Annotated in this window: 9 protein-coding genes, 1 tRNA gene and 1 rRNA gene; 1 reads left to right on the forward strand and 10 read right to left on the reverse strand. The window is 68.7% G+C overall.

What is annotated here, in order from left to right; translation table 11 throughout:
• Nucleotides 1-45: 45 nt before the first annotated feature.
• The 7 genes from AB0I69_RS44500 to AB0I69_RS44530 form a co-directional block, all read right to left on the reverse strand.
• Nucleotides 46-591, reverse strand: coding sequence for a CinA family protein (locus tag AB0I69_RS44500; RefSeq protein WP_363101537.1), 546 nt, complete (start codon nucleotides 589-591; stop codon nucleotides 46-48).
• Complete coding sequence (gene pgsA / locus AB0I69_RS44505; RefSeq protein ID WP_363101538.1) at nucleotides 588-1,397, reverse strand: CDP-diacylglycerol--glycerol-3-phosphate 3-phosphatidyltransferase; 810 nt, start codon at nucleotides 1,395-1,397, stop codon at nucleotides 588-590. The genes AB0I69_RS44500 and pgsA overlap by 4 nt, the downstream gene beginning before the upstream one ends.
• Entirely contained in the window at nucleotides 1,394-2,866 is a 1,473-nt protein-coding gene (gene rimO / locus AB0I69_RS44510; protein ID WP_363101539.1) for a 30S ribosomal protein S12 methylthiotransferase RimO, read from the reverse strand. The genes pgsA and rimO overlap by 4 nt, the downstream gene beginning before the upstream one ends.
• 92 nt (nucleotides 2,867-2,958) lie before the next feature.
• Nucleotides 2,959-3,816, reverse strand: coding sequence for a RodZ domain-containing protein (locus AB0I69_RS44515; protein WP_363101540.1), 858 nt, complete (start codon nucleotides 3,814-3,816; stop codon nucleotides 2,959-2,961).
• A gap of 264 nt (nucleotides 3,817-4,080) precedes the next feature.
• Nucleotides 4,081-6,795 carry a DNA translocase FtsK gene (locus AB0I69_RS44520; RefSeq protein ID WP_363101541.1) on the reverse strand — a complete coding sequence of 905 codons (2,715 nt, stop codon included), beginning with the start codon at nucleotides 6,793-6,795 and terminating at the stop codon, nucleotides 4,081-4,083.
• Nucleotides 6,796-6,918: 123 nt separating this feature from the next.
• A complete protein-coding gene (locus AB0I69_RS44525) occupies nucleotides 6,919-7,596 on the reverse strand; it encodes a response regulator (protein WP_363101542.1) in 678 nt (225 codons plus the stop codon).
• Nucleotides 7,597-7,882: 286 nt separating this feature from the next.
• Nucleotides 7,883-13,348: a HAMP domain-containing protein gene (locus tag AB0I69_RS44530; protein WP_363101543.1), complete on the reverse strand. Its 5,466-nt coding sequence runs from the start codon at nucleotides 13,346-13,348 to the stop codon at nucleotides 7,883-7,885.
• A 379-nt stretch (nucleotides 13,349-13,727) separates the two neighbouring features.
• Between AB0I69_RS44530 and AB0I69_RS44535 the strand changes: the two genes are divergently transcribed.
• A complete protein-coding gene (locus AB0I69_RS44535) occupies nucleotides 13,728-16,478 on the forward strand; it encodes a SpoIIE family protein phosphatase (protein ID WP_363101544.1) in 2,751 nt (916 codons plus the stop codon).
• A 50-nt stretch (nucleotides 16,479-16,528) separates the two neighbouring features.
• Here AB0I69_RS44535 and AB0I69_RS44540 read toward each other — a convergent pair.
• The 3 genes from AB0I69_RS44540 to rrf form a co-directional block, all read right to left on the reverse strand.
• Nucleotides 16,529-16,604: transfer RNA gene (locus AB0I69_RS44540), tRNA-Thr, on the reverse strand.
• A 95-nt stretch (nucleotides 16,605-16,699) separates the two neighbouring features.
• Entirely contained in the window at nucleotides 16,700-17,362 is a 663-nt protein-coding gene (locus AB0I69_RS44545) for a DegT/DnrJ/EryC1/StrS family aminotransferase (RefSeq protein ID WP_363101551.1), read from the reverse strand.
• 113 nt (nucleotides 17,363-17,475) lie between these two features.
• Nucleotides 17,476-17,592: ribosomal RNA gene (gene rrf, locus AB0I69_RS44550) — 5S ribosomal RNA — on the reverse strand.
• Between the last annotated feature and the right edge of the window lie 27 nt (nucleotides 17,593-17,619).

Consider the following 17,619-nt stretch of genomic DNA (forward strand, 5'->3'; position numbering starts at 1 on the left):
CGGCCGTGCGGGGAGCGATGTCGTGTTCACTCAGGGCTGCAAACATCAAAACCCCCCGTTCTGTTCCGTATCCTGTGTCCGCTCATTCCCGGTCTGTTCGCTCACGAGCCGCTCCAGAAGCAGCGCGAGTACGCTCCGTACACTCTCTCTACGAATTTCCGCCCGGCCGCCGTTCAACCGCAGCGCGGCCACTTTCCCGCCACCGGCGGCATCCGAATCCGGTGCAAAGGGTCCGTCCACGGCCACGAAAACGGTGCCCACGGGCTGTCCGTCCTGCGGCTCCGGGCCCGCCACGCCGGTGGTCGCGATGCCCCAGTCGGCGCCCAGCGCCTTCCGTACGCCGGCCGCCATCTGGGCCGCGACCTGCGCATCTACGGCTCCCCGCTCGGTCAGTAGGGTGGCGTCGACACCGAGCAACTGGTGCTTGAGCTCGGTCGCGTAGGCGGTGACCGAACCACGGAAGGCCTTGGAGGCTCCGGGCACCGATGTGATCTCCGCCGCAACCAGACCACCGGTGAGCGACTCCGCGACAGCGAGCGTCGCGCCGCTCACGGTCAGTAGTCGCACCACTTCAGTGGCCGTGGAACTCACGCTTCCGTCTCCTCCGACGCCGCCATGCGCTCGGCGATTCCCTGCCTGCGCAGCACAATGGCCTGTCTCACATAGTCGAACCCGGTCAGCACGGTCAGAATGACCGCCGCGGCCATCACCCAGAACCTCAGAGTGGCCAGCCAGCCCGTCAGCGCCAGCACGTACATCCCGACGGCCACGCCCTGTGTGAGCGTCTTCAGCTTGCCGCCGCGCGACGCGGGAATGACGCCGTACCGGATGACGAGAAAACGCAGCAGCGTGATCCCGAGTTCCCGGCCGAGGATGACGACGGTCACCCACCACGGCAGATCGCCGAGCGAGGACAGACAGATCAGCGCCGCGCCCATGATCGCCTTGTCGGCGATGGGGTCGGCGATCTTCCCGAAGTCGGTGACGAGGTCGTACGTCCGCGCCAGATGGCCGTCGAACAGGTCGGTGATCATGGCGATGGCGAACGCCGCCCAGGCGAACGAGCGCATCGCCGGGTCGTACCCGCCGTCGGCCAGCATCAGGGCGACGAAGCCGGGGACGAGCAGCAGTCGGAGCATGGTCAGGAAGTTGGCGATGTTCCAGACGCTCGCCTGGTTGACCGCCGCGGCCACGACCTTCGCACCGCGCGCAGGCCTCGGACCACCGGGCACACCGGAAGCGCCGCCCTGGACAGCACCGGACGGGGTGGCACCAGAGACACTGCCCGACATCGCGCCGGAAGAGGCGCCACCGGAGGCCGCACCGGAACCCGCGCTCGCGGGCGCGCCGTTCGCGCTGGAGGTGCCGCCCGCCGCCGATGCCGGGACTCCGGTCATCTGCCCGCCTCCTCACTACACGCGAGCGAGCCCAGGAGCGGCTCGGCCACCAGGTCGACACCTTCCGTACCGACCACCTTGGCCTCGACCATACGGCCGACGCTCAGGCCCTCGCCGCTCGTGAGGAGCACCTGGCCGTCCGTCTCGGGCGCCTGGTGCTCGCCGCGGCCGTAGGCGCCGTCCTCGGAGTCGACCGACTCCACCAGCACGTGCACGGTCTCGCCGACGCGCTCCTCGGCGCGCTGCGAGACGAGTTCCTCGGCGAGCCGGGAGATGTGCGCGAGCCGCTTGTCCACGACGTCCTGGTCGAGCTTCTTGTCGTACGTCGCCGCCTCCGTGCCCTCCTCGTCGGAGTAGCCGAAGACTCCGATGGCGTCCAGGCGCGCGCCGTTCAGGAAGCGCTCCAGTTCAGCCAGGTCGGCCTCGGTCTCGCCGGGGAAGCCGACGATGAAGTTCGAGCGCACGCCGGCCTGCGGGGCCTTGGAGCGGATGGTGTCGAGGAGTTCGAGGAAGCGGTCGGTGTCTCCGAAGCGGCGCATCGCGCGCAGCACATCGGGGGCGGAGTGCTGGAAGGACAGGTCGAAGTAGGGCGCGATCTTCGGTGTCGAGGTGAGCACGTCGATGAGTCCGGGGCGCATTTCGGCGGGCTGGAGGTAGCTGACGCGCACCCGCTCCAGGCCGTCGATGTCCGCCAGCTCGGGCAGCAGCGTCTCCAGGAGGCGGATGTCGCCCAGGTCCTTGCCGTAGGACGTGTTGTTCTCGGAGACCAGCATGATCTCCTTGACGCCCTGCTCGGCCAGCCAGCGTGTCTCGTTCAGTACGTCGCTCGGGCGGCGGGAGATGAAGGAGCCGCGGAAGGACGGGATGGCGCAGAAGGAGCAGCGCCGGTCGCAGCCGGAGGCGAGCTTCACCGAGGCGACCGGGGAGCCGTCCAGGCGGCGGCGCAGGGGCGCGCGGGGGCCCGAGGCGGGCGCGAGGCCGTCCGGGAGGTCGACCGGGCCGTGGCCGGGCAGCGCGACGTCGGCGGCGGACTCCTGCCGCTCGGCGGGGCTGATCGGCAGCAGCTTGCGGCGGTCGCGCGGGGTGTGCGAGGCGTGGATGCCGCCGTTCAGGATGGTCTGCAGGCGGTCGGAGATGTCGGCGTAGTCGTCGAAGCCGAGCACTCCGTCGGCCTCGGGCAGCGCCTCGGCGAGCTCCTTGCCGTACCGCTCGGCCATGCAGCCCACGGCCACGACGGCCTGCGTTCTGCCGTGACCCTTCAGGTCATTGGCTTCGAGGAGGGCGTCGACGGAGTCCTTCTTGGCGGCCTCGACGAAGCCACAGGTGTTGACGACAGCGACGTCCGCGTCCTCGGCGTCCTCCACGAGTTGCCAGCCGTCCGCCTCCAAGCGGCCTGCGAGCTCCTCCGAGTCCACCTCGTTACGGGCGCAGCCAAGAGTGACGAGTGCGACGGTACGGCGTTCAGGCATGGGCTCAAGACTACTTGTTCCCACTGACACCCCACGTCGAAGGGGTTGGCCGATCTTGGCCAACCCCTTGAACAACCACCCCGTCGGACCGCTCAGCCGACCTCGGGGTCGCCCTTCGTGTACGTGAGGCGCTCCACCGCGCCGGGCTGGAAGTCGTCCTCGATCTTCTTGCCGTTGACGTAGAGCTGGATCGCGCCGGCGTCGCCGAGGATCAGGTTGACCTTCGAGCTGTCCTGGAAGGTCTTGGACTCGCCCTTCTTGAGGAGTCCGTCGAAGAGCATCCGGCCGTTGTGGTCCTTGGCGGAGATCCAGCTGCGGCCGTCGACCGCGCTCACCTGGACCGTCACCTTGTCCTGCGGCGCGGCGGCGATGGCGCTGTCGGAGGGGTCGGATTTGGGCGTCGCGGAGTCGGTGTTCGAGGGCGTCGGCTTGGCGGGCTTGCTGGCGCTGGGCGAGGCTCCCTGGGCGACTGCGTTGGCGCCGCTGTCGCTGTCGCCGCCCTTGAACGCCGTGAACCCGACGAAGCCGACCACGGCGACGATCGCGGCGACCATGGCCGCGGTCCAGTTGGGCCCCCGGCGCTCCGGACGGATACGTTCCGCCTCGAAGAGGGGCGCCGCCGGCGTCGGGGCCGGGCGTCCGCCGTGATCGTCGTCGTAGCGCGCGAGGAGGGGGACGGGATCGATGTGGACGGCCTTGGCGAGGGTCCTGATGTGCCCGCGGGCGTAGACGTCACCGCCGCAGGGCGTGAAGTCGTCGGCCTCGATGGCGTGCACGATGGCGATGCGGACCCGGGTGACACCGCTGACGTCGTCGACGGTCAGCCCGGCGGCGATACGTGCCTGCTGCAGGGCTCGGCCGACGGAAGGGCGGGCTTCTTCCTCATGACCGTCTTCGGAACGACCGTCTTCGAACGGAGGGTCGCCTTCAGGGGAGTTGCCGATGGACACGGGGGCGCCTTTCGAGCGTGTAGCCACCTGTGCTGGAAATTCAGTCTAGGGGGGGTACCGAAGGGTGGGGCAACCGGGCGGTAGGACTTTGTACGCCATCGGTATGGCCGGACACCCCGATGGCGAGCCAGGCACGGACCCCATGGTGGGAGCCCGATCTGTCTTCTCGCTCAACTTGACGTACGGCAAAGGGAAACGGTTGCCCGACGATCTCTAACGGGTGGATCACGGTCGCATCCTTTCGGCGGACCCTTCGGCGGACGCCTACCCCTCAGACTCCCCGCGGATCACCGCGAGCACGCCGTCCAGCTCGTCACCCTTCACAAGAACGTCACGCGCCTTGGATCCCTCGCTGGGTCCGACGATGCCCCGGGACTCCATGAGGTCCATGAGCCGCCCGGCCTTGGCGAAGCCGACGCGCAGTTTGCGCTGGAGCATCGACGTGGAGCCGAACTGCGTGGACACGACCAGCTCGGCCGCCTGGCACAGCAGATCGAGGTCGTCGCCGATGTCCTCGTCGATCTCCTTCTTCTGCTTGCTGCCCACGGTGACGTCTTCCCGGAAGACCGGCGCCATCTGGTCCTTGCAGTGCTGGACGATCGCCGCGACCTCGTCCTCGGTGACGAAGGCGCCCTGCATACGGGTCGGCTTGTTCGCCCCCATCGGCAGGAACAGCCCGTCGCCCTTGCCGATCAGTTTCTCGGCGCCGGGCTGGTCGAGGATGACCCGGGAGTCGGCGAGCGAGGAGGTGGCGAACGCGAGCCTGGAGGGCACGTTCGCCTTGATCAGACCGGTGACGACGTCGACGGACGGCCGCTGCGTCGCGAGCACAAGGTGGATGCCGGCCGCGCGCGCGAGCTGCGTGATGCGCACGATCGAGTCCTCGACGTCCCGCGGCGCGACCATCATCAGGTCGGCCAGCTCGTCGACGATGACCAGCAGATACGGATAGGTCTTGAGCTCCCGCTCGCTGCCCTCGGGCGTCTTCAGCTTGCCGTCGCGGATGGCCTGGTTGAAGTCGTCGATGTGCCGATACCCGAAGGCCGCGAGGTCGTCATACCTGAGGTCCATCTCGCGTACGACCCACTGGAGCGCCTCAGCGGCCCTCTTCGGGTTGGTGATGATCGGCGTGATCAGGTGTGGAATGCCTTCGTAGGCGGTCAGTTCGACGCGCTTGGGGTCGACGAGGACCATGCGCACGTCCTCGGGGGTCGCGCGCACCATGACGGAGGTGATCAGGCAGTTGATGCACGACGACTTACCGGAACCGGTGGCTCCGGCGACCAGGACGTGCGGCATCTTCGCCAGGTTGGCCATGACGTAGCCGCCCTCGACGTCCTTGCCGAGCGCCACCAGCATCGGGTGGTCGTCCTCGGCCGCGTCCGCGAGGCGCAGTACGTCACCGAGGTTGACCATCTCGCGGTCGGTGTTCGGGATCTCGATGCCGACCGCGGACTTGCCGGGGATCGGGCTGATGATCCGCACATCGGGGCTGGCGACGGCGTAGGCGATGTTCTTGGTGAGCGCGGTGATCCGCTCGACCTTGACGGCGGGGCCCAGCTCGACCTCGTAGCGCGTGACCGTCGGCCCGCGCGTGAAGCCGGTGACCGCCGCGTCGACCTTGAACTCCATGAAGACGTTCTGCAGGGAGGCGACCACGACGTCGTTCGCGGCGCTGCGCGTCTTTCCCGGACCGCCGCGCTCCAGGAGGTCGAGTGACGGGAGCGAGTAGGTGATGTCGCCGGACAACTGGAGCTGCTCGGCCCGCGGCGGCAGGTCGCGCATCTCCTCCGGGGCGGACTTCGTCAGATCCGGTACGACCCGCTCGACCGGCTCGGCCTTGAGCTTCTCCTGCTTGGGGCGAGCGGCCGGGGCCGGGACGGGCGTCGGTGTCGTGTCCTCGCGGTCGCCCACCCGCACGCCCTGGGTGAGGTCGGCGACGATCGGCGAGGGCGGCATGCCGTGCAGGACGGCCCCGTCGAGGGCTGCTGCGGCGGCCGCTGCGACGTCCACGGCGTCCATGGGGCGGTGCATGTCGGGCTGGGGCACGGCGGAGCGCCTGGGGCGGCTCCGGCGCCTGGAGAGGGCGTCCTGCTCGGCGCTGTCGGGGTCGTAGGCCTCGGCGCTCCCGCGCTTGCGGGGGCGCGCGGGCAGCGCGTCGCGCCACTGCTCGTCGTAGCGCTCGTCGTCCTCGCCGAACTCGTCCTCGTCGTCGTAGTCGTGGACGATGCCCAGCTTCACGCCGAGCAGCCTGAGGCGCTGCGGGATCGCGTTGACGGGCGTGGCCGTGACGACCAGCAGCCCGAAGATCGTGAGCAGCACGAGCAGGGGTACGGCGAGCACCTCGCCCATGGTGTAGGTCAGCGGGGTCGCCACGGCCCAGCCGATGAGGCCGCCGGCGTCCCTTATGGCCTGCATGCCGTCGCTGCGGGCGGGTGCGCCGCAGGCGATGTGGACCTGGCCGAGGACGCCGATGACGAGGGCGGACAGGCCGATCACGATGCGGCCGTTGGCCTCGGGCTTCTCGGGGTGCCGGATGAAGCGCACGGCGATCACCGCGAGCAGTATCGGCACGAGCAGGTCGAGACGCCCGAAGGCGCCGGTCACCAGGATCTCGACGAGGTCGCCGACCGGGCCGCGCAGGTCTGCCCACGTACCGGCGGCGACGATGAGCGCGAGGCCGAACAGCAGCAGGGCGACGCCGTCCTTTCGGTGGGCCGGGTCCAAGTTCTTCGCGCCCTGCCCTATCCCGCGGAACACCGCGCCGACGGCGTGCGCGGTGCCGAGCCAGACGGCGCGCACGAGCTTGACGATGCCCCCGGTGGGGCTGGGGGCCGGCTTGGGCGCCGGGCGGGCGGTCCTCTTGGCGACCGCCTTCTTCGCCGGGGCCCGTTTCGCAGCGGCCTTCTTCGCCGGAGCCTTCGCCGGAGCAGCCCTCTTGGCGGGCTGCTTCTTGGCTGCGGAGGGACGTGAGGCCATAGGTGTGAGGTTACCTGTGGAGAAGGCAGGGGACACGTGTGCCCACTGCTTCACCCGTTCGTGTCGCCCGTGCGGGACGGGGAGCTGACGCTCACTCACGCACAACTGCGCCCGCGGCGGACGTCAGTTCTGCGACGGCACCGAGGGGGCTCCGCTGCCGGTGCCCGGCTCCAGGGCGTCGAGTGCCCGGCGCAGCCCGGTGAGTTTGCGTTCGAGATGAGCCGCGGTGGCCACGGCCGCCGCGTCCGCCGACTCGTCGTCGAGCTGCTTGGACAGCGCCTCGGCCTGTTCCTCGACGGCCGCGAGCCTCGCCGAGAGCTCGGCGAGCAGTCCGGCCGGTTCCTTGGCCGCGCCGACCGCGGGCTTGCCGTCCAACTGGAGCCGCAGCAGCGCCGCCTGCTCCCGCAGTTGGCAGTTCTTCATGTAGAGCTCGACGAAGACCGAGACCTTCGCGCGCAGCACCCACGGGTCGAACGGCTTGGAGATGTAGTCGACCGCGCCCGCCGCGTAACCCCGGAAGGTGTGGTGCGGGCCGTGGTTGATCGCGGTGAGGAAGATGATCGGGATGTCCCGGGTCCGCTCCCGCCGCTTGATGTGCGCGGCGGTTTCGAAACCGTCCATGCCCGGCATCTGGACGTCCAGCAGAATGACCGCGAAGTCGTCCGTCAGCAGTGCTTTGAGCGCTTCCTCCCCGGACGATGCCCGAACCAGTGTCTGATCGAGCGCAGAGAGGATGGCCTCCAGCGCCAGCAGATTCTCCGGCCGGTCATCGACCAGGAGGATCTTGGCCTTCTGCACCATGGCCCGCCCTCCTCGCCCCGGATGTGCACCGGGCGCCGCCCCAGGGGACGACTCTCTTGCGCCGTCCGTCCTTGTGCCGGTCATGGTAGCCGCACCCCGCCTGTCGCCACACCCTGTCACCGCGATGTCACTGTGCACGTAGCAGAAACGCAGCGGGAGACCAGAAGGTTCCCCGAATCCCGTGCTTCTACACGACTTCGGCCACACTGAGTCAGCAACTCCGCGTGGCCACCGAACGTTCCCCGCACCGTTCCCACTGCTTTCCCGTCAAGTCCGGTCGTTTCCTTCACTCCGTACGCATCCACTGCTCCATCACCGACAGCAGATGATCGGGGTCGACCGGCTTGGTGACGTAGTCCGAGGCGCCGGACTCGATCGCCTTCTCCCGGTCGCCCTTCATCGCCTTCGCGGTCAGCGCGATGATCGGGAGCCCGGCGAACTGCGGCATCCTGCGGATCGCCGTCGTCGTCGCGTATCCATCCATCTCGGGCATCATGATGTCCATCAGAACGACCGTCACATCGTCGTGCTGCTCCAGGACTTCGATGCCCTCCCGCCCGTTCTCCGCGTACAGCACGGACAGCCCGTGCTGCTCCAGGACACTGGTCAGCGCGAAGACGTTGCGGATGTCGTCGTCGACGATCAGCACCTTCTCACCACTGAACCGGATACCCCGGCGCGACGCCTGCGCCGTCTCCTCGGCCGCCCACTGGTCCCGCACGGTCTGCCCGAGTTGCATGGACTGCTCGACGGCCCTGCGGCGGCGCCTGAAGAGCGCGGCGGCCCCGTTCTGCGTCTCGTGGTACGACTTCACCTCGGCCGGCGTCTCGATGTCCACGCCGCTGCGCTCGGACAGCTCGGCGAGTTCCGCCGCGGACACCACGAGGTCGCCCGCCTCCAGCGCGGGCAGCTGCTGGTAGCCCTGCGGGGGCAGTTCACTCGGGTGCAGCGGCAAATACAGCGTGAACGTCGAGCCGCGTCCCGGTTCGCTCTGCGCGTGGATCTCACCGCCGAGCAGCTGCGCGATCTCCCGGGAGATCGACAGACCGAGGCCCGTGCCGCCGTACTTGCGACTGGTCGTACCGTCCGCCTGCTTGAACGCCTCGAAGATCACCCGCATCTTGCTCCCCGCGATCCCGATGCCGGTGTCGGTCACCGAGAACGCGATCAGGTCGGCGTCCGCGTCCCGCAGCGAACCGGCCTCCAGGAGCTGCTCGCGGATCGCCATCGGCACATCCGCGCCGGCCGGCCGGATGACCAGTTCGACCGCCCCGGAGTCGGTGAACTTCACCGCGTTGGACAGCAGGTTGCGCAGCACCTGGAGCAGCCGCTGCTCGTCGGTGTGCAGCGTGGCGGGCAGTTCCGGCGACACCCGTACGGACAGGTCCAGGCCCTTCTCCGCGGTCAGCGGACGGAAAGTGGCCTCTACGTAGTCGACGAGTTGGACGAGCGCGATGCGCGTCGGAGAGACGTCCATCTTGCCCGCCTCGACCTTCGACAGGTCCAGGATGTCGTTGATCAGCTGGAGCAGGTCGGAACCCGCGCCATGGATGGTCTCGGCGAACTCGACCTGCTTCGGGGAGAGGTTCCCCTCCGCGTTGTCGGCGAGCAACTTGGCCAGGATCAACAGCGAGTTGAGCGGTGTACGCAGCTCGTGCGACATGTTGGCGAGGAACTCGCTCTTGTAGCGCATCGACACCGCGAGCTGCTCGGCGCGCTCCTCCAGAACCTGCCGTGCCTCCTCGATCTCCGTGTTCTTGACCTCGATGTCCCGGTTCTGCTGGGCCAACAGCTCGGCCTTCTCCTCCAGTTCGGCGTTGGACGACTGGAGCGCCTTCTGGCGGTTCTCCAACTCGTCCGACCGCTCGCGGAGTTGCTCGGTCAGCTCCTGCGACTGCTTCAGCAGGACCTCGGTCTTGGTGTTGACGGAGATCGTGTTGACGCTGGTCGCGATCATCTCGGCGATCTGGTTGAGGAAGTCCTTCTGGATGTGCGTGAAGGGCGTGAAGGAGGCCAGCTCGATGATGCCGAGCACCTTCCCCTCGAACAGCACCGGAAGCACGATCACCTGCGCGGGCGGCGCTTCCCCGAGCCCCGAGGAGATCTTCAGATAGCCACTGGGCGCGTTCTCCACGAGGATCGTGCGCCGCTCCTGGGCGGCCGTCCCGATCAGCGCCTCACCGGGCCTGAACGAGGTCGGCATGGAGCCCATGGAGTAGCCGTACGACCCGAGCATGCGCAGTTCGTACGCCTCCTCGCCCTCCACGTCCGCCAGGGGCAGCGCGAGGAAGAACGCGCCGTGCTGTGCCGATACCACCGGCGTCAGCTCGCTCATGATCAGCGAGGCCACGTCGTCCAGGTCGCGGCGGCCCTGCATCAGCGCCGAGATACGGGCGAGGTTGCCCTTGAGCCAGTCCTGCTCCTTGTTGGCGATCGTGGTGTCGCGCAGGTTGGCGATCATCTTGTTGATGTAGTCCTGGAGTTCCTGGATCTCGCCGGACGCGTCCACGTCGATCTTCAGGTTCAGGTCGCCCCGGGTCACCGCGGTCGCCACGCGCGCGATGGCACGCACCTGCCGGGTGAGGTTCCCGGCCATCTCGTTCACGGACTCCGTGAGGTCGCGCCAGGTGCCGTCGACGTCACGCACGCGTGCCTGACCGCCCAACTGGCCTTCCGTGCCCACCTCGCGGGCGACGCGGGTGACCTCCTCGGCGAAACTGGACAGCTGATCAACCATGGTGTTGATCGTCGTCTTGAGTTCGAGGATCTCACCGCGGGCGTCAATGTCGATCTTCTTGGTCAAGTCGCCCTTGGCGATGGCCGTGGTGACCATCGCGATGTTGCGCACCTGACCGGTCAGGTTGGACGCCATGCCGTTCACCGAGTCGGTGAGGTCCTTCCACGTGCCCGCCACACCCGGCACGTGTGCCTGCCCGCCCAGGATGCCGTCCGTGCCCACCTCACGGGCCACCTTGGTGACCTGGTCGGCGAACGAACTCAGCGTCTTCACCATGGTGTTGAAGGTGTCGGCGAGCTGCTGGACCTCGCCGCGCGCCTCGATCGTCACCGTGCGCGTCAGGTCGCCGTTCGCGACTGCCGCCGCGACCTGGGAGATGTTCCGCACCTGCACGGTCAGGTTGTTGGCCATCAGGTTGACGTTGCCGCTGAGGTCCTTCCAGATGCCCGTGATGCCCGGCACGTGCGCCTGGCCGCCCAGGATGCCCTCGGTGCCGACCTCGCGGGCGACCCGGGTCACCTGCTCGGCGAACGACGACAGTTGATCAACCATGGTGTTGACCGTCGTGACGAGCTCAAGGATCTCGCCCTTGGCGTCAACAGTGATCTTCTTGGACAGGTCGCCCTTGGCGACGGCCGTCGTGACCTCGGCGATCTGGCGCACCTGGATGGTCAGGTTGTTCGCCATGAAGTTCACCGACTGCGTGAGGTCCTTCCAGGTGCCGGAGACACCCTGCACCTCGGCCTGACCGCCCAACTGCCCCTCGGTGCCCACCTCGCGGGCCACTCGCGTGACCTCCTCGGCGAACGAGGACAGCTGGTCGACCATCGTGTTCAGGGTGTTCTTCAGCTCCAGGATCTCCCCGCGCGCGTCCACGGTGATCTTCTGGGACAGGTCACCCCGGGCCACCGCGGTCGCGACCTGCGCGATGTTGCGGACCTGGGCGGTGAGGTTGCCGGCCATGCCGTTCACCGAGTCGGTCAGGTCGCGCCACACACCGGCGACGCCGGGCACCTGCGCCTGCCCGCCCAGACGCCCCTCCGTGCCCACCTCGCGGGCGACCCGGGTCACCTGGTCGGCGAAGGCGGAGAGCTGGTCGACCATCGTGTTGATGGTGTTCTTCAGCTCCAGGATCTCGCCGCGCGCGTCCACGTCGATCTTCTGGGACAGGTCGCCCTGGGCCACGGCCGTGGTCACCTGGGCGATGTTGCGCACCTGGGAGGTCAGGTTCCCGGCCATCGAGTTGACGGAGTCGGTGAGTTCCTTCCAGGTGCCCGAGACGCCGTCCACGCGCGCCTGGCCGCCCAGCCGTCCCTCGGTGCCCACATCACGGGCCATCCGGGTCACCTGGTCGGCGAACGACGACAGTTGATCGACCATCGTGTTGACGGTGTTCTTCAACTGAAGCATCTCGCCGGACACGTCGACGGTGACCTTCTGCGACAGGTCGCCGTTGGCCACGGCCGTCGTCACCTGCGCGATGTTCCTCACCTGCCCGGTGAGGTTGCGGAACGCCGTGTTGACGGAGTCCGTCAGGTCCTTCCACGTCCCTGCCGCACCCGGCACCTGCGCCTGGCCGCCCAGTTCACCCTCGACACCGATCTCACGCGCCACGCGCGTCACCTCGGCACCGAACGAGGACAGTTGATCAACCATCCCGTTGACGGTGTTCTTCAGTTCCAGCATCTCGCCGGCCACGTTCACGGTGACCTTCTGGGACAGGTCACCGCTCGCCACGGCCGTCGTCACGGCGGCGATGTCCCGCACCTGGATGGTCAGGTTCCGGAAGACCGTGTTCACCGAGTCGGTGAGGTCCTTCCACGTCCCTGCCGCACCCGGCACGTTCGCCTGCCCGCCGAGCTGCCCCTCGGCACCGACCTCGTTGGCCACACGCGTGACCTCATCGGCGAAGGTACGCAGCGTCTCGGTCATCTGGTTGATCGTCTCGGCGAGCTGGGCGACCTCGCCCCGCGCCGACACGGTCACCTTCTGCGACAGGTCACCGTTGGCGACAGCCGTCGTCACCTGCGCGATCCCGCGCACCTGGGCCGTCAGGTTGCCGGCCATGATGTTCACCGAGTCGGTGAGGTCCTTCCACACCCCGGCCACACCCGGCACCTGCGCCTGGCCGCCCAGCTCGCCCTCGGTACCCACCTCGCGGGCGACTCGCGTCACCTCGGAGGAGAACGACGAGAGCTGGTCCACCATCGTGTTGACGGTGTTCTTGAGCTCCAGCATCTCGCCGGCGACATGAACCGTGACCTTCCGGGACAGGTCACCCTTCGCGACCGCCGTGGTCACCAGCGCGATGTCCCGCACCTGGGCCGTCAGCCGGTACGCCATCGTGTTGACCGACTCCGTGAGGTCCTTCCACGAGCCGGACATGCCACGCACGCGTGCCTGCCCGCCGAGCTTGCCCTCGGTGCCCACCTCGCTGGCCACCCGCGTGACCTCGTCGGTGAACGTCGACAGTTGGTCGACCAGGTTGTTGACGGTCCGCCCGACCTTCAGGAACTCCCCGCGCAGCGGATGCCCGTTCCCGTCGTCCTGCGCCTGCGTCCGCAGCTCCATGCGCGGCGACAGGTCGCCCTCCGCCACCGCGGAGAGCACCCGTCCGACCTCGGAGACGGGCCGTACGAGGTCGTCCACGAGGGCATTGGAGGCGTCGATGGCGGTCGCCCAGGAACCCTCGTAGGCGCCCGCCTCCAGCCGCTCCGTGAGCTTTCCCTCACGGCCCACCATGCGCCGCACCCGGGACAGCTCACCCGTGAGATGCAGATTCCGGTCGGCGACCTCGTTGAAGACGGCGGCGATCTCCGACATCACGCCGTCGCCGGACACCGTGAGCCGCTTGCGGAAGTTCCCGTCCCGCATGGAGACAAGAGCCGTCAGCAGCCGGTCCAAGGAGGCCGCGTCCACCTCCGTGGTCCCGTTGCGCGGTTTGCGCTGGTTCTTCAGGGACTGTCCGCCTTTCGCGCGCGTCTTGGTGGCCCGCGTCGCTGCGCCAGACTCCACTGTGTCCCTCCCGCAGGGGTCGACCGTTACTGCTGTGCTCGGGTGCTACTGCTCGACGTATCAGTTACTGCCGCGTATCTCTGCCCGGTTTACCGGGCTTCAACAGGACCTGCTGCCCTCCATACACAGAAGACACCCAGCCTGCCCGGACCTTCACCAGAATCCTGCCCAGTGTTTCACCCTGCCTGAACCAGGCCATAACAGTTCGGCAGCTTCGCACACGGTCCGCACACCCTGAGGACGGAAACACTGCGGACCGGCATCCGCATGGACGGTGAAGGTAAGTAACCTTGCATGCGGCTGTCCAGCCGCGCCGGTTCCGTCCGGCCTGGGCGGTGGCACGAGCACGAGCGGGCAGGCATCGGAGGGGCACCGCACCATGACCACCGGACTGCATCCCGGGGGAACACCCCAGGATCCCCCGCCGACCGGAAACCAGCCGTTGCCCCGGCAGGCGCCGATCGGCCAAGGTGCCCTGCCCGCCGACAACAGGCCGAGGAGTTCTGTGATCACCGCGCGCGCGGCAGCCAGCTTCGAGCCCGTCGGACGATCGGTCGCCACCGCGCGGTCCTTCGTCCGCGACACTCTTCAGGGCTGGGGCTTCTCCGACATCGTCGACGACGCCGTGGTCCTCACCAGCGAGCTGGTGACCAACGCCGTGGTGCACGCGGGCACGGCCGCGGACGTCCTGTGCCTGCGCAGTGACGACGGCGCGAGGATCGAGGTCGCCGACCACTACCCGGAGCGCGAGATCCCCCTCCAGGGGGCCGCGATCACCATGAGCAGCCCTGATCGCGAGGGCGGCCGGGGCCTCCAGCTGTGCGCGGCCCTGGCCAGCCGATGGGGCGTCGACTACACGCCCACGCAGAAGCTGGTCTGGTTCCAACTCGACCTCCCCGCACGCCCGGTGGGCACCCGCACGGCCGGCCCGTCACTGCCGGCCGCCCTGCTCCCGCTCGCCGACGGCAGGGTCCGCGTAGCGGTCGTCCAGATCGACCGTACGGGCTCCATCGCGTCCTGGAACGAGGACGCCGAGGAACTCTTCGGCTACGCCGCCGAGCAGGTCACCGGCAAACCCCTCACCGACCTCGCCGCCTGGCCGCACACCCCGGGCACCAGCACCGGCATCGCCGAGGCACTCCGCCTCTCGCGCTGGGAGGGCAGTTACGGCATCCGCGGCGCCGACGGCCGCGTGACCCCGGTGTACGCCTCCCACCTCCGCGTCCGCGACACGGACGGCGAGCCGTCAACCGTGTGCCTCCTGGTACGGGACCACGAACGCGCGGTTCTCCAGACGCCGTTGCGCGGCCCCGCCCCCGACGCCGCGTCCACACCGGACGGCCAGAACACCGATCCCTTCGAGGTGTTCATCGGCTCCCCCGCGCCGGACGACCTCGACGGCCTCCTCCAGCGCACGGTCGAGCGCGCCCGCGACATGCTCGACGGAGACTCCGCCTTCCTCCTCCTCGCGACCGACGACGAAACGGAGTTGGAGGTCCGCGCCTCCACAGGCCTGCCCTCCGCCCGCCAACGCTTCGCGCGCGTGCCCGTCGAAGCCGGCCCCGGCCGCTACGGCTCCGCCCGCATGCCGGCCGTCCACGAGGACCTCCAGGCCGTCCCGGGCGCCGTACCGCTCCTCAGCGGCACCGGAATGCGCTCGGTCGTCACAGTCCCCCTGAAGGTGGAGGGCCGCCTCACCGGCTCCCTCGGAGTGGCCGCCGAAGGCCCCAACAAATACTCGAACGAAGAAGCCCTGCGCCTCCAATTCGCCGCCGACCGCATCGCGTTGGCGGTCGAGTCGGCCCGCCTGGGCGAACTGGAACGCCTGCGCCGCGGCTCGCTCAGTTTCCTGGTCGAGGCCTCCGACCTCCTAGCGGGCACCCTGGACCGCGACCAAACCCTGGCCCTGATGGCCCAGATGACGGTCCCGACCCTCGCCACCTGGTGCGCGGTCTACACGATCGCCGACCGGTCCTCGGACCCGTACCTCTCGTACGTCCTGCACGAGGACGAGGAACTCATCGACGGCATCAAGTCGTTGCTCTCGAAGATCGCCCCTCCGGACCCGGTCCCCACCCCCGGCGCCCGCGTCTGGGCCGCCCCCGCCGAGGCCGCCCACCAGGCCGCCCTGCGCACGTCCATGCGCAGCCTCGGCCTCGGCGAACCGACCCGCCGCGTCAGCTCGGGCATCGGCCCAACTCTCGCTACGGCCTCGGCAGTCGGCGGCGAAACAGTCGTCCTCCCCCTGGTCGCCCGCAACCGCGTCATCGGCATGCTGACCCTCGGCAAGCCCACCGACGAACACTTCCGCCAGGAAATCCTGGAACTGGCCGAGGACTTGAGCCGCCGAGCAGCCCTCGCCCTCGACAACGCCCGCCTGTACTCGGAGCGCACGGCCATCAGCCAGTCCCTCCAGCGCAGCCTCCTGCCCCCCGACCTCCCCCACATCGAGGGCGTCGAGGTCGAGGTCATCTACCGCGCGGCCGGCGAGGGCAACGAAGTGGGCGGCGACTTCTACGACCTCTTCCCCATCCGCGACGGCGTCTACGGCTTCGCCATCGGCGACGTCTGCGGCACCGGCCCCGAGGCCGCCGCGGTCACCGGCCTGGCCCGCCACGCCCTCCGTCTGCTCGCCAGAGAGGGTTTCGGCGGCCCCGCGGTCCTGGAGCGCCTCAACTCCGCGATCCTCGACGAGGGCGCCCGCAGCCGCTTCCTGACGCTCCTCTACGGCGAGTTGTGGCCCCAGGAGGACGGCAGCGCCAAGCTGAAGGTGGTCTGCGCCGGCCACCCGCTCCCGCTCCGCCTCCGCCAGGACGGCACGGTCGAACCGGCCGCCGAACCCCAGCCCCTGCTCGGCGTCATGGAGGACCTGGAGCTCTACGAGCAGACGGTCACCCTCGACCCCGGCGATGTCCTCCTGTGCGTCACCGACGGCGTCACGGAACGCCGCGAAGGTACCCGCATGCTGGGCGACGACGGCCTGACAGACGTCCTCACCACCTGCACGGGCCTCACGGCCGGCGCGGTCGCGGCCCGCATCATGCGAGCGGTGGAGCGCTTCGCGTCGGACGCCCCGTCCGACGACATGGCCATCCTGGCGATGCGCGTCCCGGGCCTCCAGAAGGACTGACCCCGAACACGCAGAAGGCCCCGCCCAATTGGGCGGGGCCTTCTGATATCTGGAGCCCTCTAACGGAATCGAACCGTTGACCTTCTCCTTACCATGGAGACGCTCTACCGACTGAGCTAAGAGGGCCTGTCGCTTTCCCGAGGTTTCCCTCGCGGCAACGAAAAGAATCATACCCCGAACAGGCCCGTGCGCCCAACCACCGCCGCTCGACCCCGACTCGGTCAGAAAGCGGGCTGCAACAATCCCCCGAGTGCGTTGCACGCGGACACGATCCGCTGCATCTCCCGCTTCGTCAACGAGGCGTCCACCGGCAGCGCCAGCGTCTCGTCCGAGGCCCGCTCGGTCTCCGGCAGAGCCACACACCGCCGGTACTCCGGCAGCCGATGCACAGGCGTCTTCACCGGCACCCGGCACTCAACTCCCCTACCGCGCACGGCCCGAGCGAAGGCATCGCGATCCGGCCGCCCGTTCCCCGGCACCCGCACGACGTACTGCTGGTAGGTGTGCCCGTCCCCACCATCGGGCGTCCGCACCCCCCGCAACTTTGCATCAAGGTAGGAGGCCCGCTCCCGCCGCTGAGCAACCTCGTCGTACGGCGCCTCGGACTCCCCCTGCTGCAAGACCAGCAGCCCATGCCGCTGCCCAACCCCGAGCAGCCGCGCGAGATCAGCGGACCGCCCGAATCGATGCACGACAACTATGGCCGCCGTACGCGGAGTTACGGCCGCTTCGACAGCGGACGCGTCCAGGCAGTAGGTCACCGGATCTATGTCGGCGAACACCGGCAGCCCACCCGCGAGGGTGACAGCCTCGGCGACTTCCACGTTCCCGAACGCCGGCACGACGACCTCGTCACCGAGTCCGACTCCGGCGGCCCTGAGCATTGCAGCAGTACCCATGCTCGGATGGTGATTGCGCAACGTGAACTTCAAGTGACAGCAAACAAAAAAGGGCTGGACCCCGAACCGAAGTTCAGGATCCAACCCTTTCAATATTTGTTCGGCGGCGTCCTACTCTCCCACAGGGTCCCCCCTGCAGTACCATCAGCGCTGTAAGGCTTAGCTTCCGGGTTCGGAATGTAACCGGGCGTTTCCCTCACGCTATGACCACCGAAACACTATGAAACAGACAACCGCACCAT

This window comes from Streptomyces sp. NPDC050508 (assembly GCF_040655155.1).
Classification (GTDB): Bacteria; Actinomycetota; Actinomycetes; order Streptomycetales; family Streptomycetaceae; genus Streptomyces.